Source organism: Aeromonas sp. Y311-2, from assembly GCF_027706025.1.
Taxonomy (GTDB): Bacteria; Pseudomonadota; Gammaproteobacteria; order Enterobacterales; family Aeromonadaceae; genus Aeromonas; species Aeromonas veronii.
The window spans coordinates 249,505-266,752 of record NZ_JAPDCL010000001.1; the positions used below are offsets into that span (position 1 = coordinate 249,505).

Below are 17,248 nucleotides of genomic sequence, written 5' to 3' on the forward strand. Positions count from 1 at the left end.
AGTAAAGCCGAAGTTTGACATAGATTGGATCATGAACACACCCCAACTGAATCGCCAGATCATTCTGGATACTGAAACCACAGGTATGAATACGGCGGGTGGCCCTGTCTATCTGGGGCACCGCATTATCGAAATCGGCTGTGTGGAGGTGATCAACCGCAAGCTGACCGGTAACCACTATCACGTCTATATCAAGCCTGATCGTCTGGTCGACCCGGAAGCGATCCAGGTGCACGGTATCACCGACGAGTTCCTGCGTGACAAACCGTCGTTCAGCCAGATTGCCGACGAATTCCTTGAGTTCATCCGCGGCGCCGAACTGATCGCTCACAACGCACCGTTTGACGTGAGCTTCATGGACTACGAGTTCAGCAAGCTCGGACTCAACTTCAAGACGGCGGATATCTGCACCATCACAGATACCCTGGCGATGGCGCGGGATCTCTTCCCCGGCAAGCGCAACAACCTGGATGTGCTGTGCGATCGTTACGGTATCGACAACTCCCACCGTACCCTGCACGGGGCTTTGCTCGATGCGGAGATCCTGGCGGACGTCTACCTGCTGATGACCGGCGGCCAGACCAAACTCAATCTGGCCACCGAGAGCAACGAAAACGAAAGCAATCAGGACACCAGCATTCGCCGGTTGGAGAGCAACCGACCTGCCCTCAAGGTGGTGCGTGCCAGCACCGAGGTTCAGGCCCTGCACGAGGCGAGACTGGATCTGGTACAGAAGAAGGGAGGAAGTTGTCTGTGGCGGCAATGAGCAAGTGGTGTGCCGGTCTGCTGCTGTTGCTCTCGCTGGGGGCGACGGCGACCGAGGTATTTGCCCCTTCCGATATTCCGCTGCTGGATAACCGCTTTCGCATCGATTATGGGGTTAAGGAGATAACCTTCATCATCAAGCGCAAGCCGGGCACCCCGTCCGTGATCCTGGTTCGCCCCGATGGCAGCAAGCTTTACGTGGGCAAGGTCAAACCCGCAGATGTGGGTTGGCTGGCGCTGCCGGAGCATGATCTCATTACCCTGCGCAATCCCATGCCGGGCCCCTGGCAGGCGATTGGCGATGTGGATCCCGATAACCGGGTGCGCATTCTCTCCGATATCCGGCTCGATATCGCCGCCCTGCCGATGCAGCTCTATCAGGGGGAGGTGGTCAAGCTCAAGGCGTGGTTGCTGATCAATGGCCAGCCGCCGAAAGATAAATACTATCTCTCTGATCTTGGCATGACCGTCAAGCTGCAATCGTTCAGCGATGCCGATAAGAAAGAGGTCGTGCTGGATCAAGTACTTGGCCACTATCGCGATGATGGCAAGGGGCTCGACGAAGTGCCGGGCGATGGCATCATGACGGCTGAAGTGACGCTGCAGGATATTCCCGGTGGAAAGTACCGCGCCATGTTCAGCACGGGCAATCAGGTGTTTGTCCGTGCCCGTTATCAGGATGTGCTGCTTTACCCCTATCCGTTCAGTTATAACCTGGCGCCGCCTTCGGATGAGCTGGGTGCCAAGCTCTCACTGCTAATCGACCGTGATGAGCTGGATCCCGCTTCCGTGGTGGTCAAGGGGAGTGTGACCAGCAATGTGGGCGGCCTCTACGAGTTCAGCGAGACCGCCAGCGACCCCAAGCTTGATATCGATCTCTCCAACATCAAGGAGGTCGGTCAGCATGAGGTGAAAGCAACCCTCTATGGCACCACTCGCCTCGGCCGTGAGCTGAAAATCGAGTTGCCGGTGAAAACCTTCAATGTCTTCCCGCCACCGCCGCCTCCTGTAGAGGTGCTGTCGGCCGCAGCTCCTGTATCTAGCGCCGAGGCGACCCATGAAACTCCGGCAGAGGAGGAAATGGGCTGGCTGATCTGGGCATTGGCGGGTGGTGGTGTGCTGCTGGCGGTATTGGGTGGGGTCGGGTTTGTGGTGATACAAAAACGGCGTGCTCTGAAGCGTGCTCTGGCCGCTGCGCAGGCCGAGAATCAGCAAGCCGGACAACCGGCTGCCAAGCTGGATCTCAATCTGCCAGAGCAGTAACCCTCGTACTGAAGTGGCGTGATGCCAGATATAAAAAACCGCCCTGATAAGCAGGGCGGTTTTTTTGAGTTCATAAACAGAACAAGCTGGCTATCAGTGTTCGCCGATATAGACATCCTTGTTCTGCTCGCGGATCTCGAGGAACTTGTCCAGATTGGCCATCATCAGCTCGACCAGCTGGGGGTCGAAATGCTGCCCCTTCTCCTCTTCAATCAGGGCCAGCACCTTGTCCAGCGGCCACGCCTTCTTGTAGCAGCGATCCGAACCCAAGGCATCGAACACGTCAGCCAGCGCCACAATTCGCCCCTCCAGCGGAATATCCGCCCCTTTCAGACCGCGGGGATAGCCACTGCCATTCCATTTCTCATGGTGATTGCCAGCGATGGTGGCACCAATCTGAAACAGCGCCAGATCGCTGCCGGAGAGCATATCCTGCCCGAGCTGGGCGTGGGTTTTCATGATCTCCCACTCTTCCGGTGTCAGCTTGCCCGGCTTGTGCAAGATGGCATCGGGAATTCCCACCTTGCCAATGTCATGGAGCGGCGAGGCACGTTTCACCAGCTCGCTCTGCTCTTCGCTCATGCCCATCAGGTGGCAGAATTGTTCGGTATAGAGCGCGACCCGTTTGACGTGCAGTCCTGACTCTTTTGAACGGGTTTCGACCAGTTCGCCGATGCGATAGATGATCTCCCGCTGGTTGTCGGCGATCACCTCATTGAGTCGGATATTCTCCAGCGCCACTATGATGTTTTCTGTAAACAGTGTCAGCAGACTGGTATCGATCTGGCTGAGCTGGCGGGTGGTCTCGATGTGGAACAGCAGGTGGTGGCGCGGATTCTGGCAGTAGAGCACCATCTGGGTGGCGTTATAGACGTTGCTGCGCTTGCTCATGGCCTGGCGCAGGATCTCCGGCGCGTCCGTGAGGAGCATGGCGGGATGGCCGGGGAGCAGGGGCTCCAATACTTGATCCTTCACCTCATAGGCGCATTGCTTGACGTCGTATATCTGGGTTTCCCCCAGATGGAGCAGGGCGCTGAGCTGCTCCTGGGCGCCTTCGACAAACTGGCGCAGGGCCCGTTTCTCAAAGATCCCCTTGGAGGCTTCGATGACTTTTTCCAGCCCCTGGCGGTTACTCTCCAGGGTGCGAATATCCCGATAGGATCGCAGGCTGGCCCGCAGCAGGGTACGCAGCTTCTGGGAGGTGAGCTCGGTTTTATCCTTGTAGTCGTTGATGTCGTAGTTGGTGACCACGTCATCTTCCGGCGCCTGGCCGGGTTGGCCGGTACGCAACACGATGCGTACCATCTTGTTTTGCAGATCTTCACGGACGTATTTGACGACATCGAGGCCAGCGTGGTCGACCTCCATCACCACGTCCAGCAGCAACAGAGCAACGTCCGGGGTGGTGGCCAGCAACTCTTTGGCCTGCGCCGCGGAATAGGCATGCAGAAAATCGATGGGGCGATTGTCAAACTCGAATTTGTTCAAGGTGATTTTGGTGATGCGATGCACTTCAGGCTCATCGTCAACAATCATCACCTTCCAGCCCGCTTGCTGTGCGTCGGGGAGGGAGAGATCGTCATCATCAATAATCAGGATCTGGTCATCCATCATACAATCCTGTTTGGCATCCTGTGCTTACATTAACTGCTTCACTAAGGATAGGAAACTTATTGGGAAATAAAATTTGATCTCGAAAAACTATGGTCGAAATAAGCAAATGGAACCCTTCGTAACTATGGCGTTGTCCGGCTGCTTTCTTTGCCCAATCATGGAGCTAGCGTGCATAAAGCCTATGTCTGGATTGGGGTGTGGACGCCAGTGGTTGGGGATGTTTGAATCCAGCTTGTAGCTATTAGACGAGAAATAATCTTATTTGATAGTAATTCCTATTTGCGTGTAGCATGGGCGACACACTCAACGAGGAGCCCCATCGTGTCCCCATCTCTGCCTCCCAATCGCCCCCGTCTGCTGACTGTCAAAGCCATTGCCCAGATCACCCCCCATTTGCGTCGCATCACCTTTGGTGGCAGCGAACTGGCTGACTATCCCTTTACCTGCGGTGGAGCCCATATCAAGGTGATGCTGGCCCAGCCCCATCAGGTAGAGCCGGTGCTGCCTGCCATGACCCCGAGCGGCCCGCGCTGGAGTGACCCGGCTGACAAGCCGGTGATCCGCACCTACACCATCCGAGCGTTTCGCCGTGATGAGCAGGAAATTGATATCGACTTCGTGCTGCACTGTGACGGCGGGCCCGCCAGCGCCTTTGCTACCCATGCCAAGCCGGGAGAGAAGGTGATCCTCTCCGGGCCGGGTGGTCCCAACCCCATGCTGCAACCGGCCGATCACTACTGCTTGGTGGGGGATCTCACCGCCTTGCCCGCCATCATGGCGATGTGTGAGGTGATGCCTGCCGATGCCAGAGGGGAAATTGCGATTCTGGTGCCGGATCAGGCCGATGCTCAGCCGTTGACGCTGCCGGTCGGGGTTCGCTGTCACTGGTTTGTCGGCGAGCCCGAGTCCAGTGGCCTGCTGGAACATGTGATTGCTCTGCCGCTGGTGCGCGATGGTGGCTTCTTCTGGCTGGGTGGGGAAGAGGCGCTGGTGCTGCCGCTGCGCCGCCATTTTCGGTCTGTGCTCGAGGTGGATCGCCAGTCGCTCTACGCCGTGCCGTACTGGCGCCGGGGCAAGAGTGAAGAGGCCTATCACCAGACCCGTCACGATGTGATGGATAATTAAGCGGATGCGAAAGAATACCTGATTCACTCTTGCAAATAAAAATGATTTGCATTTAGTATTGCGCCGTCCCGATGTCAGTCGGTACGGCGCTTTTGTTAATGATGGCTGCGAGTGGCATAGCACAACGCAGGGCCTGCCGTAATGCACTGATGTTCGGGGTGATGGGGCATGAACGAGACTGTTCATGCCAATGAACTCCATCACTTTGCACCGGGTCTGGCGAGGTCAGACAGGGATGTCGGTGGTGTTGGCCCTGGTTGTTTTATGTGGAGTGTTGATGATGCGTACATCATCCCGACGATTTGCAGTGCATCCGCTGGTGTTGTCCCTTTTTACCCTGCCAGTTCTGGCCCAAGGGACTGCGCCTGTCGCCGCTCATGAAACTATGGTGGTGACGGCGAGTAAAACCCGGCACAGCGAGCTGACCGCCCCGGCCAGCGTCTCTGTGGTAACCCGGGCCGAGCTCGACAAGCTCAATGTCAATGATCTGACCGGCGCTCTGAAACAGTTGCCGGGGGTCAATATCAGCCCTGCTACCAGCTACGGCCGCAGCGAGATCAAGTTGCGCGGGCTGGAGGGGGATTACACCCTGTTGCTGGTCAATGGCCGGCGTATCAGCTCCCGCGATGCTCTTACCTCCGGTTATGGCAATGATTTCGATCTCTCCGCCATCCCGATGGCGGCCATTGAGCGTATCGAAGTGATCCGTGGCCCTATCTCCTCCCTCTACGGTGCCGATGCGCTGGGTGGGGTGGTCAATGTCATCTTGCGCCAACCCGTGGAGAAGACCGAAGCGGCTGCCACCTATACCTTTAGCGATCCCACCGATGGTCACGGCGGGACTATCAACAAGGCGAGCGCCTATGCGGGCGGGGCGCTGATCGATAACAAGCTGCTGGCCAACCTGGTGGTAGAAGGGAATCACCGGGATGCCTGGCAGAGCGAGCAGAGCATCAACCCCAAGGCAGATGCCATCGAGCAGCGTGAAAAGCTGGGGATCCTCTCCAACGTCAAATGGTTGATCGATGATCGTCAGGATCTGGATGTAGGGATGAACTACGCCAAAGACGATCGCGAGGCCCACTGGAACAACTACGGCCAGACGCCGCGCAATATCCAGCAGATGGAGCGACTGGGGCTCAATGCCACTCACGTCGGCCGTTGGGATCAGTTCGACAGCCGGGTCGGCTATGCCTTCGAGCAGGTTGACCTGTTTGACGACTCCGAGCTGATGACGGCGCTGAGCAAGAGCAGCGGCGATGTGAGCCAGACCAACCACACCTTCGATGGCCAGCTGAGCGGCAACCTGGGTAGTCACTTGCTGACCAGCGGTGCCGAGTACCGCATCACCGAACTCAAGCATAACGTCAACCTCAAGGGGGGGGATGTCAGCGTCAACCAGAGCGCGCTCTATCTGCAGGATGAGTTTGGCTTTGGCGATCTGGCGTTGACCCTGAGTGGCCGGGTCGATCACCACGAGACCTATGGCACCGAGTTCAGCCCCCGCGGTTATGCCCTCTACAGCCTGACGGACAACTGGGTGGTCAAGGGCGGCATTGGCAAGGCGTTCAAGGCGCCGACCATTGCCCAGTCCAACCCGGATTATGCCGTAGCTGCCTGTCGCGGTCGCTGCGCCGTGGTGGGCAACCCGGATCTGAAACCGGAAACCGCCGTCAGCTACGAGCTGGGCACCGCCTACGATGGTTCGTTCTGGGGGGCCGGGGTTACCGCCTTCCACAACGATATCAAGGACAAGATCCAGAGCGAGGCATGGACCTCCACCTGGCGTCCGGCGGTGATGACCTATCAGAACGTCAGCAAGGCCCGCATCAAGGGGGTGGAGCTGAGCGGCTGGTTTGATCTCACCGATAACCTAACCCTCTCCAGCAACGTCACCCTGATCGATGCGGAGGACAAGACCAGCGGCAAGGATCTCTATCGGACGCCGGAGCATACCGCCAACGCCAAGCTGGAGTGGCAGGTCATCGAGAGCCTGAGTACACAGCTCGGCTGGAACTACACCGGCAGCCAGATCCTTCCGGTTCCGCGCATGAGCGGCACCACCTATGAGACCACCGCCGGATTCCACACCCTGGATGTCGGGGCAGTCTGGAACGCAACTCGGGCACTGGATCTGAAGTTCGGACTCAACAACCTGACCAATACCAAGCGTGACTGGGTTGCCACCGAGGCCGATCAAATTCTCGATGGGCGTACTGTCTATGCCGGTGTGGCCTACAAGCTGTAATGGCTGAACGGGAGCCCGCATTGGCGGGCTTCCGTTGTTGTCAGGGGATCACCTCGGGTGACCGCTTTTATTTCAACAACATGCGTATTGCCACCATAAGGAGTTAAAGGGTGTTTAGAGACCAGACCTCGCTGTTCTGGCTGGGATTGTTCCTCCTGTTTGTACTGCTTTCTCTTTCGCTCGCCACCGGTGCGGGTGTCTATGGTGCTCGCGAGGTGCTCGGCTACCTGATGGGGGATGCCCGCTGGGCTGGCGACGAGAAGCTCGCCATGGTGCTCAATACCTTGCGACTGCCGCGCACCCTCTGCGCCATGGTGGTCGGCGCCTCTTTATCTCTGGCGGCCTCCTTGTTGCAGAGCGCGACCCGCAACCCGCTGGCGGAACCCGGTCTGCTCGGGGTCAACGCCGGGGCCGTCTTTGCGCTGGTGGTGGGGCTCACCTGGTTCGGGGTGGAGTCCGCCTACGGCTATCTGCTCTGGGCAGGACTAGGCGCGCTGCTTGGTAACGTGATTGTGCTGGGACTCGGCATGATGATTGGCCGCTCCAATCCGCTCAAGCTGATTCTGGTCGGGGTGGCGCTCTCCGCCACCTTCGGCGGTCTCTCCAGCTTTTTGCTGCTCTCCAACAAGATGGTGCTGGAGCAGTACCGCTTCTGGAACCTCGGCTCCCTGTCGGCGGCCAATCTCGATGCCATCATTGCCGTACTGCCCTTCGTGCTGGCGGCGTTTGTCATCACCTTGCTGCTTTGTCGCCAGCTGACCCTGATGCAGATGGGGGACAGTCAGGCCCAGGCGCTGGGGATCCGCCCAAACCGGGTGCGAATTGGTGTGCTGTTGGCCGCCACCCTGTTTACCGCCAGTGCCATCGCCATCGCCGGCCCCATCGGCTTTGTCGGCTTTCTGGCCGCCTACTGTGGCCGACTGGTAGAGCCGGTGAAGCTGTCGGTGCAGGTCTGTTTCTCCGCTCTGTTCGGCATGCTGTTTCTGCTGTTGGCCGACATTCTGGCGCGCTGGCTGATCCAGCCGTTCGAGCTGCCCAACGGGGTCATTCTGGCCCTGATCGGTGCGCCTGTGCTGATCGCCATCGTTCATCGCGGGGGCTTTCGTACCCTGCTGACCGTCAAGTGAGGGGCTGATGCGCACACCTACCGATATGCTCTGCCTGCGGGCCGGCAACCGCTCTTTGCTGATCCATCTGCCCAGCTGGCGTTGGCTGGCTCTGCTGGCCATGGCGCTGCTGGCGCTTGCTCTGCTGGCCCTGAGCGTTGGCGGCGGCAAGCTCGGCTTTGCCGGGGTGGTCAACACCCTGCTGGGGGAGGGGACGCGGCTTGAGCAGCTCACCCTGTTCAAGATCCGGCTGCCGCGCATTCTTGGGGTGGTGGTGGGGGGGGCGGCCATGGGGCTCTCCGGCTGTCTGGTGCAGACTCTGGTGCGCAACCGGCTGGCCACACCCGACATGGTGGGGGTCAACAACGGCGCCTCTCTGGCCATCATCGTCTTCTCCCTCTACCTGACCGTGGGCAGCTGGCCCTGGTGGGCGGCCCCCATCGGCGCCATCTTCGCGGCGCTGGTGCTCTATGTCCTCTGCCGCAAACCGGGTGAGCAGGGCTATCTGTTCGTAGTGATCGGTATCGGCCTCTCCGAGCTGTTCGAGGCGCTCGGCCAGTTTGTGATGTCCACCCAGGCCCTGCTGCACCTGAGCTCCCTCTATTTGTGGAATATGGGCAGCTTTATCGCCGTGGGTTACAGCACTATCACCCCGATTGCCATCCTGTTGCTGCTGCTCTGCCCCTGGATCGTTTACCTCTCCCGCTCGCTGGCGGTGCTGCGCTTTGGCCCCGAGATGGCCAGAGGGCTTGGCGTCAACGGCGATCGGGTACAACTGGGCATTCTGGCCCAGGCCATTCTGGTGGCGGCGCTCGGCACCGCCATCGGCGGCCCCGTGGTCTTTATCGCCATGGCGGCCCCCATTCTTGCCTCCTGGCTGGTGAAAGACCGGGTGGTGCCGCTCTGGCTGGCGGCGCTTAGCGGCGCCCTGCTGCTGCTTGCCAGCGATACCCTGGTCCGAGTGCTGGCCAGCCCCCACGAGGTGGCGACCGGCATCATGACCCGCATTCTCGGCGGCTTGTTGCTGCTGTTTCTTCTCGTTAACGATCGCCAGAGGGCTGACTGATGACGCTCACCGTAAATCGCCTCCATTTCGCCTATCAGCAGACCCCCATTTTGCGGGACATCTCTTTCAGCGTGCCGAGGGGCAAGCTGGTGGGGATCGTCGGCCCCAACGGCTGCGGCAAATCGACCCTGCTCAAGCTGCTATCCGGCCAGATGAAAGCCCAACGCGGCGAGATCCTGCTTAAGGGCAAGCCGCTCGCCAGCTACCCCATGAAGGGGCTGGCGCGGGAGCTCGCCTATCTGCCCCAGCGGCCGACCCTGCCTGCCGGCATTCTGGTGGAGCAGTTGGTGCAGTATGGCCGCCACCCTCATCAGGGTTGGTTCAATCAGTGGGGCGAGGAGGATGCCCGCATGGTGCGTATTGCCTGCGAGCGGATGCAGCTTGAAAGCATCTGGCAGCAGAGCGCAGCGTCCCTCTCCGGCGGGCAGGCACAGCGGGCCTGGCTGGCGATGATCCTGGCCCAGGACAGCGACATGGTGCTGCTCGATGAGCCCACCAGTGCCCTCGATATCGGTCACCAGACCGAGGTGATGGAGGCGATCCATCGCATCACCGCCGAGGGCAAAACCGTGCTGCTGGTGATCCACGATCTGGCGATGGCGGCCCGCTACTGTGACGAGCTGATCGCCATCGGCGAGGGGACCATTGCCGCCATGGGCCCGGCCCGGGAGGTGGTGACCAAGGAGCTAATCGACCAGCTCTACCACACCAGTGTCGACATTCTGCATGCCCCCGGCGACGGGGCGCCCATTATCGTGCCCCGTCGCCACGAACATGGCCGCACCCTGCGTTCGGCGAGTTGAGTCATATGGGCCTGCTCTGTGGGCCCACCGAGTGTATTCACGCGGCCGATTATCCGGGCCGTGCAACGTTGAAGGAGTGAGATGATGAAGCGTTTTGCAGCCCTGGCAGCAGCCATCCTGATGCTGGCCGCGCCGCTGGTTCAGGCGCAGGAGATGCGTGAAGTGACTGATGCGTTTGGCCAGAAGGTGCAGGTGCCAGTCCAGCCAACGCGGGTGGTGGTGCTGAGCGAGCTCGAACTCGACAGCACCCTGACTCTGGGGCTGACCCCCATCGGCGCCGTCAATGGCCGTGGTCAACCCACCTTGCCCCGCTATTTGCTGAACAAGGCGGGCATGGGGATCCAGGTGATCGGCGATCTCGACAGCCCCAATCTGGAGTCGCTGATTGCGCTGGAGCCCGACCTTATCCTGACCGGCCAGACCCGTCCCGAGCTGCTGACCTTGCTGGGGGAGATCGCGCCGACCGTGGTGACCAGCAAGTGGGGTGAGCCGTGGCAGGATAGCTTCCGCCGCACCGCCCACACCCTCAACCGCGACCAGCAAGGGGATACTTTCTTGCTGCAGTATGCCGAGCGGTTGACTCAGGCTCGCAGCAAGCTGGCCAAGCATCAGGGGGAGAGCATCAGCATAGTGCGCTGGAACCCCAAGGGGCCGAGCTTTATGTATCAGGGCACCTTTGCCAGCAGCGTAGTGGAGTCGATGGGGCTGGTACGCCCAAGCAAGCAGCAGGGTACTGGCGCACCCCACTCACCGGCGCTCAGTCTGGAGTCCCTCAACCTGCTGGATGCTGACTGGCTGGTGGTCGGTACCCTGAGCGCCACCGGCGATGCGGTGGATGCCATGCGTCAGGCGGAGCAGACCCCGGCGTTCCAGCAGCTGCCGGTGATCAAGGCCAAGCGCTTTGGCGCCGTGGACGGGTCGCTCTGGACTTCGAGCGGCGGCCCGCAGGCGGCATTGCAGGTAATTGCAGATGTGGAGCAGTTGCTGGCAACCCGCAGCTGAGTGCCATCGCACCGCTGGGGTTGACCAAAAAGTTGACCAAGCAAAGAGGGAGGCCGGTGCCTCCCTCTTGCGTTGTCACTGTCTATCGTGACCTCTTCGGCGAGCCAGAGCCGTTTATTGCGGCTGGATGGCTGTCACTGTGAGCTTGCCGCTCTGGCTTTCGGCATGAAAGTGGATAGCATCCCCCACCTTGAGCCCCTTGAGCTGGGCCGGATCTGCCACTCGAAAGACCATGGTCATGGCGGGCATCTTGAGGTTCTCGATCGCCTCGTGCTTGATGCCGACCTTGCCGCTCCCCTCATCGAGGCGGGTAATGACCCCCTTGGTCATCACCATTGCGGCCTGTTCGCTCATCTCACCCGTCTGACTCATATCGTGCCCTTCATGGTGCATCATCTCTTCGGCTTGCAGGTTGGTCTGGGTGGCAAGGCCAAGCAGCAGGGTCAGGGTCAGCGTTTTGTAGTTCATGATGGTTTCCTTATCGTTCAGTCAATATGGATCGTGAAATCGGGTTATTCGGATTGCGGGTACGCGCTCTTGCCAAGGCTGCGACTGCGCCACAGGTAATAGGCCGCTGGCAGCACCAGGAGGGTCAGCACCAGCGCGCTCACCATGCCGCCGATCATGGGGGCGGCGATGCGCTGCATCACCTCGGATCCGGTGCCGTGGCTCCACATGATGGGCAAGAGGCCAGCGATGATGGTGACCACCGTCATCATCTTGGGGCGCAGGCGCAGGGCGGCGCCGTGGATCACCGCCCGGTGCAGACCCGCCTTGTCCGGCTTGCCACTGGCCACCAGGTCATCCCAGGCATGGTTGAGGTAGACCAGCATCAAGACGCCGGTCTCTACCGCCACCCCCGCCAGAGCGATAAAGCCCACCCCGACCGCCACCGAGAGGTTGAAGTCGAGCAGCCAGAGGGTCCAGATCCCCCCCACCACCGCCAGCGGCAAGGTGGTGAGAATGAGCAGCACCTCCTGAACGCGGCGAAACGCCAGATAGAGCAGCAGCACGATAATGGCGACCGTCAGCGGCACCACGTAGGCGAGGCGCGCCTTGGCCCGTTCCATGTACTCGTATTGGCCAGACCAGGTGAGGGCGTAGCCCGCCGGCAGCACCAGCTGCTTGCCCACCTCGGCTTTGGCCTCATCGACGAAGGAGCCGATATCGCGGCCGCGAATATCGACGTAGACCCAGCCGTTGAGCCGCGCGTTTTCACTGCGCAGCATGGGGGCTTCATCGCTGATGTAGACCCGGGCTACATCCGCCAGCGCGATACGCGCCCCGCTCGGCGTCACCACTGGTAATAGCTTGAGGCTCGCCACCGAATCGCGATAGCTCTGGGGGTAGCGCAGGTTGATGGGGTAACGCTCGCGCCCCTCGATGGTCTGGCCCACCTCCATACCGCCCACCGCGGTGGCGAGCACCGCCTGCACATCGGCGATGTTGAGCCCGTAGCGGGCTGCTTTGAGCCGGTCGATATCCACCTTCACATAGCGGCCACCTGCCACCCGCTCGGCGTAGACCGATGAGGCGCCCTCCACCTTGCCGACGATCTGTTCGAGCTGTTGGCCAAGCTGCTGGATCACCTTGAGGTCGGGCCCCGCAATCTTGATGCCCACCGGGGTCTTGATGCCGGTGGCCAGCATGTCGATGCGGGTCTTGATGGGGGGCACCCAGGCGTTGGTGAGGCCGGGGAAGCGGATGAGGGAGTCGAGCTCCTCTTTCAGCTTCTCCGGGGTCATGCCGGGGCGCCACTGATCGCGGGGCTTGAGCTGGATGCTGGTCTCCATCATCACCAGATCGGCGGGGTCGGTGGCCGATTCGGCGCGGCCTGCCTTGCCGAACACGTTCTGCACCTCGGGCACGGTACGAATGAGCTTGTCGGTCTGCTGCAAAATCTCCCGCGCCTTGCCCACCGAGATATTGGCTGCGGTGGTGGGCATATACATGATGTCCCCCTCATCGAGCGGCGGAATGAACTCGGAGCCCAGGTACTTGAGCGGCCAGAAGCCCGCCACCGTCACTACGGCGGCGATAGCCAGAGTGGTTTTCGGGCGTGCCAGCACGGCTTTGAGCAGCGGCACATAGCCCTGGCTTAGCCAGCGGTTCAGCGGATTGGCCTGCTCCGCCAGCACCTTGCCACGGATAAAGTAACCCATGATCACCGGCACCAGCGTGATGGCAAGTGCGGCGGCCGCCGCCATGGCGTAGGTCTTGGTGAAGGCGAGGGGGTGGAACATCCGCCCCTCCTGCGCCTCCAGCGCAAACACCGGCAGGAAGCTGATGGTGATGATCAGCAGGGAGAAGAAGATGGCAGGCCCCACCTCTATGCTCGCCTCGGTGATGATGCGCCAGCGGTTCTTGTCGGTGAGCGCCTCCCGCTCCATGTGTTTGTGGACGTTCTCGATCATCACGATGGCGCCATCCACCATGGCGCCGATGGCGATGGCGATGCCCCCCAGCGACATGATGTTGGCGTTGATCCCCTGCAGGTGCATGACGATGAAGGCGGTCAGGATGGCGATGGGCAGGGTGATGACCACCACCAGCGACGAGCGCAGGTGGAACAGGAAGGCCAGACACACCAGCACCACCACGGCGAACTCCTCCACCAGCTTGCCGGAGAGGTTGTCGATGGCGCGCTGGATAAGGTCGGAGCGATCGTAGACGGTGACGACCTCTACCCCCTCTGGCAGGCTGCTTTTCAGCTCCGCCAGCCGTGCCTTGACCCCGTCTATGGTGTGCTGGGCATTCTCGCCATAGCGCATGACGATGATGCCGCCCACCACTTCCCCTTCACCATTGAGCTCGGCCAGACCGCGCCGGCTCTGGGGGCCGGTGACTACATCTGCCACATCCCCCAGCAGCAGCGGGGCGCCGCGCACATTGGTACCGAGCGGGATCTGCTTCAGATCCTCAACGCTCTTGAGATAGCCGTTGGAGCGCACCATGTACTCCGCTTCCGCCATCTCGATGACGGAAGCGCCTGTCTCCTGATTGCCCTGTTTGATGGCGGTCTCGATAAGGGAGAGCGGAATGCCGTAGGCGCGCAGCTTGTCCGGGTCGACCCGCACCTGATACTGGCGCACCATGCCACCGACTGTAGCGACCTCGGAGACTCCCTCAACCGTCTGCAACTCGTACTTGAGGAACCAGTTCTGCAGCGAGGTGAGCTGGCTGAGGTCATGCTTGCCGGTTCTGTCCACCAGCGCGTACTGGTAGACCCAACCCACCCCGGTGGCATCGGGGCCGAGCTGGGGGCGGGCGGAGGCGGGCAGATTGGGGGCCACCTGGCTCAAATACTCCAGTACCCGGGCGCGGGCCCAGTAGAGGTCGGTGTTGTCGTCAAACAGCACATAGACGAAGGAGTCGCCGAAGAAAGAGTAGCCGCGCACCGTAGTGGCCCCCGGTACCGCCAGCATGGCGGTGGTGAGCGGGTAGGTGACCTGATCCTCCACCACCTGGGGCGCCTGGCCCGGATAGGAGGTTTTGATGATCACCTGCACATCGGAGAGATCCGGCAGGGCATCCACCGGGGTCTGTTTGACCGACCAGAGCCCCCAAGCGGTGAGCATGACAGTCAGCAACAGCACCAGAAAGCGGTTGCCGATGGACCAGCGAATAATCGACGGGATCATGGTTTTGCTCCTTGCTCATTTTGTGCAGAGAGCTGAGCCTGTTTGTTGGCAACGTAGCGAATGATGGAAGGGGTCATGACTTCTTCTCCATCTCGGGCATCGCCATCTGATGCTGGCTATGGTCCATGCCTTCCATCTTCTCCATCTCATCCGTTCCACGCTTGGCGTCGCCGTCAGTAGCGGGCGCTTGCTCCTGATGGATGGTGGTGATGCGGTACTCATCCCCCTCCTGCATCACTTGCAGGTGCAGGATCTGCCCCTCGACCAGCTTGCTGATGTCGACCCCGTCGGCCACGGTGAACTCCATCTCCATGGCGGGCCACTGCCACTCGGGGATGGGCTGGTGGGAGACCATCAGGGTGCGGTTGGCCAGATCGATACTTTCAACCTCGCCCTGGGTCCACACCTGGGCAGGGCGCACCGCCGTCATGCGCTGGAAGTCCGAATCGATGGCCGATTCGGAGTCGAGCAGAAACTGGGCCGAGCTGACGATGCTGTCCCCCGTTTCAACACCCTCTTTGATGGCAACCTTGTCGCCAAACTGGGTGCCCAGGGTGACGGCCACCGACTTGAAGCTGCCATCCCCCAGTGCCAGCACCAGCCGGTCCTGGCTGCCGGTGCGGATCACCGCTTCGCTCGGTACCACCAGCCGGGGTTCTCCCTGTCCGGTGCGAATGCTCACCTTGGCGAACATGTTGGGTTTCAGGAACTCGTCCGGATTGGCAAAGCGCAGCCGCACCTTGAGGGTGCGGGTGGCGGCATCGAGGGTCGGATAGAGGTAATCCACCTTACCTTGCCAGCTGCGGCCGGGGGCATAGTCGAGAGTCATGGTGACCGGATCCCCCACTTTCAGCTGGGCGGCTTGACGTTCGAACACCTCGGCACTGACCCACACCTGCTTGAGGGTGCTGATGTTAAAGAGCGCCGCAGCGGGCTCCACATACTGGCCCTCGCGCACCTTGAGCTCGGAAACATAACCGCTGCTGGGGGCGTAAATGCTGATGGTTTCGCGCACCTGACGGGTGCGCTTGAGGGCTGAGATTTGATCTGCCGGTACCTGCAGGGACTTGAGCTTGCCCTCGGCGGCGCGCAGCAGCAGGGGGTTGGCGGTGTTGAGGGCCAGCAGGTATTCGTGCTGGGCGTTGACCAGATCCGGTGCGTAGAGCTCGTAAATAAGGCTCCCCTTGCTCACCTGCTGCCCTTCACTCTTGATGGCGAGGGTGCGGATCCAGCCCGCCATGCGGGCGTTGACTGCCTCCAGCCTGTCCTCGTCATACCCGACATAGCCCACCGTCTCGATCTGCTGGTGGATAGGCAGTCGCTCGACCTTAGCCAGTCGCACCCCCAGGTTCTGCTGGATCTCGGGGGTGATGGTGACGGTGCCCGGCGAGCCGTTTTTTTGTTCCTCATAGACGGGGATAAAGTCCATCCCCATGTTGTCCTTGGCAGGGGCATCGCGCTTGTCGCGGGGATCCATGGGGTTGACCCAGTAAAGGGGGGTCTTCTCTTTGGCGCTGGCGCTATCGGAGGTCTGTTTGGCGGCCCAGTAGCCGCCACCGGCGCCGAGGGCGAGCAGCAGGGCCGACATCAGGACTGTCTTGTTCATGACTGGCCTCCGGCGCGGATCTGCATGCAGAAAGTGCAGGAGGGTAATGCGCCCGCGAAGGCCGCAACCTTGGACGGTGAAAAGTGGGCTGGTGACATAATACGTCTTCTCTTTTGCAGGCCGCCGGTCGGGTGAGGTGCAAGGCATCACCCAAGGGGCTGGCGGCAAACGGGGCGCAGCTGTATCAGTGCGCACGGCTCCCTGTGAGCGGACTGGTTTGGCCGGGGCACAGGGTCAGGCAAGGCGGCAGGAAACGGGCAAGTTAAAGCTTGCCTGTGCCGCAAGAGAAGGACTTTCTAGTGGCGTAACACCGACAGCATCAGATGTCGGCGCGGCCAGGAGGGAGGGTGAGTGCCGCGCGATCGCAGGAAGGGATCCCGCAACCAATTATCAAGCAGTGACGCTGCGACGTTGTTGCCAAGTAGCAAGGGGAAGAGCAGCAGAGCGACCAGTACCCCAAGCAGAGTCATCGCGCCGAAGGAGGGGGCATTGACGCCGGTCTGCATCTGGCACTCATCGCCCATGGCTGACCCCTCGTCTCCCTGATGGCAGGAGAGGGGCATGAGATCGCCCGGGTGATCCATAGCGGACATTGCATGAGAGATATCGCCATCCGCCATCGCCATGGATGAATCGAACATCACCATCGATTGGGCGCTGCTTGGGGTCGGCTCGGAGGAGAGGGGAGAACCATGCCAGCTGATGCAGAGAGTCAGATTGCAGACGAGCAGCAGCGCCAGCAGCAGCCGGGCTAGCAGGGCAGAGGGCAATCTTGTCGCAAGCTGGGTGAGTGACAATCCGAGCATCCTTAGGGAGCAGATGGCGGGACTGTAAACCTTGCCACGAGGTGAAGGTCAATGGCGCCGGTGATGTAATAGAGGTGCTATGTTGGGGGGGATATTTAAGCAATGCTTAACCATTGCGTATGCCCAACCCTAATGAAGCATGCCCCTCATCCCGTTAGGATGCCCCCTGTCAGTTACCACGATGACGTGATGGTTCACTCTTT

13 protein-coding genes are annotated in these 17,248 nt (G+C 60.8%); 8 read left to right on the forward strand and 5 right to left on the reverse strand.

Annotated features, from left to right (window positions below):
• The first annotated feature begins 31 nt into the window (after positions 1-31).
• Together dnaQ and OKC42_RS01130 are read left to right on the forward strand one after the other, a co-directional pair.
• Entirely contained in the window at positions 32-766 is a 735-nt protein-coding gene (dnaQ, locus tag OKC42_RS01125) for a DNA polymerase III subunit epsilon (RefSeq protein WP_064336501.1), read from the forward strand.
• Positions 763-2,028 (forward strand): TIGR03503 family protein, encoded by a 1,266-nt coding sequence (locus OKC42_RS01130; protein WP_270819008.1) that lies wholly within the window; start codon positions 763-765, stop codon positions 2,026-2,028. Before dnaQ ends, OKC42_RS01130 begins: the two co-directional genes overlap by 4 nt.
• A 93-nt stretch (positions 2,029-2,121) precedes the next feature.
• Here OKC42_RS01130 and OKC42_RS01135 read toward each other — a convergent pair whose 3' ends face one another.
• Positions 2,122-3,639 carry an HD domain-containing phosphohydrolase gene (locus OKC42_RS01135; protein ID WP_202003528.1) on the reverse strand — a complete coding sequence of 506 codons (1,518 nt, stop codon included), beginning with the start codon at positions 3,637-3,639 and terminating at the stop codon, positions 2,122-2,124.
• 324 nt (positions 3,640-3,963) lie between these two features.
• Between OKC42_RS01135 and OKC42_RS01140 the strand changes: the two genes are divergently transcribed.
• From OKC42_RS01140 to OKC42_RS01165, 6 genes are all read left to right on the forward strand, one after another.
• Positions 3,964-4,767, forward strand: a complete 804-nt coding sequence (locus OKC42_RS01140) for a siderophore-interacting protein (protein WP_270818967.1) — start codon at positions 3,964-3,966, stop codon at positions 4,765-4,767.
• 280 nt (positions 4,768-5,047) lie between these two features.
• Positions 5,048-7,015: a TonB-dependent receptor domain-containing protein gene (locus OKC42_RS01145; RefSeq protein ID WP_333563365.1), complete on the forward strand. Its 1,968-nt coding sequence runs from the start codon at positions 5,048-5,050 to the stop codon at positions 7,013-7,015.
• Between the two features lie 110 nt (positions 7,016-7,125).
• Positions 7,126-8,142 carry a FecCD family ABC transporter permease gene (locus tag OKC42_RS01150; protein ID WP_019446608.1) on the forward strand — a complete coding sequence of 339 codons (1,017 nt, stop codon included), beginning with the start codon at positions 7,126-7,128 and terminating at the stop codon, positions 8,140-8,142.
• A gap of 7 nt (positions 8,143-8,149) precedes the next feature.
• A complete protein-coding gene (locus OKC42_RS01155) occupies positions 8,150-9,187 on the forward strand; it encodes a FecCD family ABC transporter permease (protein ID WP_270818969.1) in 1,038 nt (345 codons plus the stop codon).
• The gene (locus OKC42_RS01160) at positions 9,187-9,990 is read left to right on the forward strand and encodes an ABC transporter ATP-binding protein (protein WP_270818970.1); all 804 of its coding nucleotides are present in this window, start codon (positions 9,187-9,189) and stop codon (positions 9,988-9,990) included. The genes OKC42_RS01155 and OKC42_RS01160 overlap by 1 nt, the downstream gene beginning before the upstream one ends.
• An 84-nt stretch (positions 9,991-10,074) precedes the next feature.
• A complete protein-coding gene (locus OKC42_RS01165; RefSeq protein ID WP_043821276.1) occupies positions 10,075-10,992 on the forward strand; it encodes an ABC transporter substrate-binding protein in 918 nt (305 codons plus the stop codon).
• Positions 10,993-11,106: 114 nt separating this feature from the next.
• Here OKC42_RS01165 and OKC42_RS01170 read toward each other — a convergent pair whose 3' ends face one another.
• From OKC42_RS01170 to OKC42_RS01185, 4 genes are all read right to left on the reverse strand, one after another.
• On the reverse strand, positions 11,107-11,460 hold the full coding sequence (locus OKC42_RS01170) for a copper-binding protein (protein ID WP_040067936.1): 354 nt from the start codon (positions 11,458-11,460) through the stop codon (positions 11,107-11,109).
• Positions 11,461-11,504: 44 nt separating this feature from the next.
• Positions 11,505-14,633, reverse strand: coding sequence for an efflux RND transporter permease subunit (locus tag OKC42_RS01175; protein WP_270818971.1), 3,129 nt, complete (start codon positions 14,631-14,633; stop codon positions 11,505-11,507).
• Between the two features lie 73 nt (positions 14,634-14,706).
• Positions 14,707-16,239, reverse strand: a complete 1,533-nt coding sequence (locus tag OKC42_RS01180) for an efflux RND transporter periplasmic adaptor subunit (RefSeq protein WP_270818972.1) — start codon at positions 16,237-16,239, stop codon at positions 14,707-14,709.
• 296 nt (positions 16,240-16,535) lie between these two features.
• Positions 16,536-17,036, reverse strand: a complete 501-nt coding sequence (locus tag OKC42_RS01185) for a hypothetical protein (protein WP_270818973.1) — start codon at positions 17,034-17,036, stop codon at positions 16,536-16,538.
• Between the last annotated feature and the right edge of the window lie 212 nt (positions 17,037-17,248).

What these genes read in the sequence shown, in the direction of transcription:
- dnaQ (WP_064336501.1), top strand. Translation starts at nt 32, where the DNA reads ATGAACACACCCCAACTGAATCGCCAGATCATTCTGGATACTGAAACC.
- OKC42_RS01130 (WP_270819008.1), top strand. Translation starts at nt 763, where the DNA reads ATGAGCAAGTGGTGTGCCGGTCTGCTGCTGTTGCTCTCGCTGGGGGCG.
- OKC42_RS01135 (WP_202003528.1), bottom strand. Translation starts at nt 3,639, where the DNA reads ATGGATGACCAGATCCTGATTATTGATGATGACGATCTCTCCCTCCCC.
- OKC42_RS01145 (WP_333563365.1), top strand. Translation starts at nt 5,048, where the DNA reads ATGCGTACATCATCCCGACGATTTGCAGTGCATCCGCTGGTGTTGTCC.
- OKC42_RS01155 (WP_270818969.1), top strand. Translation starts at nt 8,150, where the DNA reads ATGCGCACACCTACCGATATGCTCTGCCTGCGGGCCGGCAACCGCTCT.
- OKC42_RS01160 (WP_270818970.1), top strand. Translation starts at nt 9,187, where the DNA reads ATGACGCTCACCGTAAATCGCCTCCATTTCGCCTATCAGCAGACCCCC.
- OKC42_RS01165 (WP_043821276.1), top strand. Translation starts at nt 10,075, where the DNA reads ATGAAGCGTTTTGCAGCCCTGGCAGCAGCCATCCTGATGCTGGCCGCG.
- OKC42_RS01170 (WP_040067936.1), bottom strand. Translation starts at nt 11,460, where the DNA reads ATGAACTACAAAACGCTGACCCTGACCCTGCTGCTTGGCCTTGCCACC.
- OKC42_RS01175 (WP_270818971.1), bottom strand. Translation starts at nt 14,633, where the DNA reads ATGATCCCGTCGATTATTCGCTGGTCCATCGGCAACCGCTTTCTGGTG.
- OKC42_RS01180 (WP_270818972.1), bottom strand. Translation starts at nt 16,239, where the DNA reads ATGAACAAGACAGTCCTGATGTCGGCCCTGCTGCTCGCCCTCGGCGCC.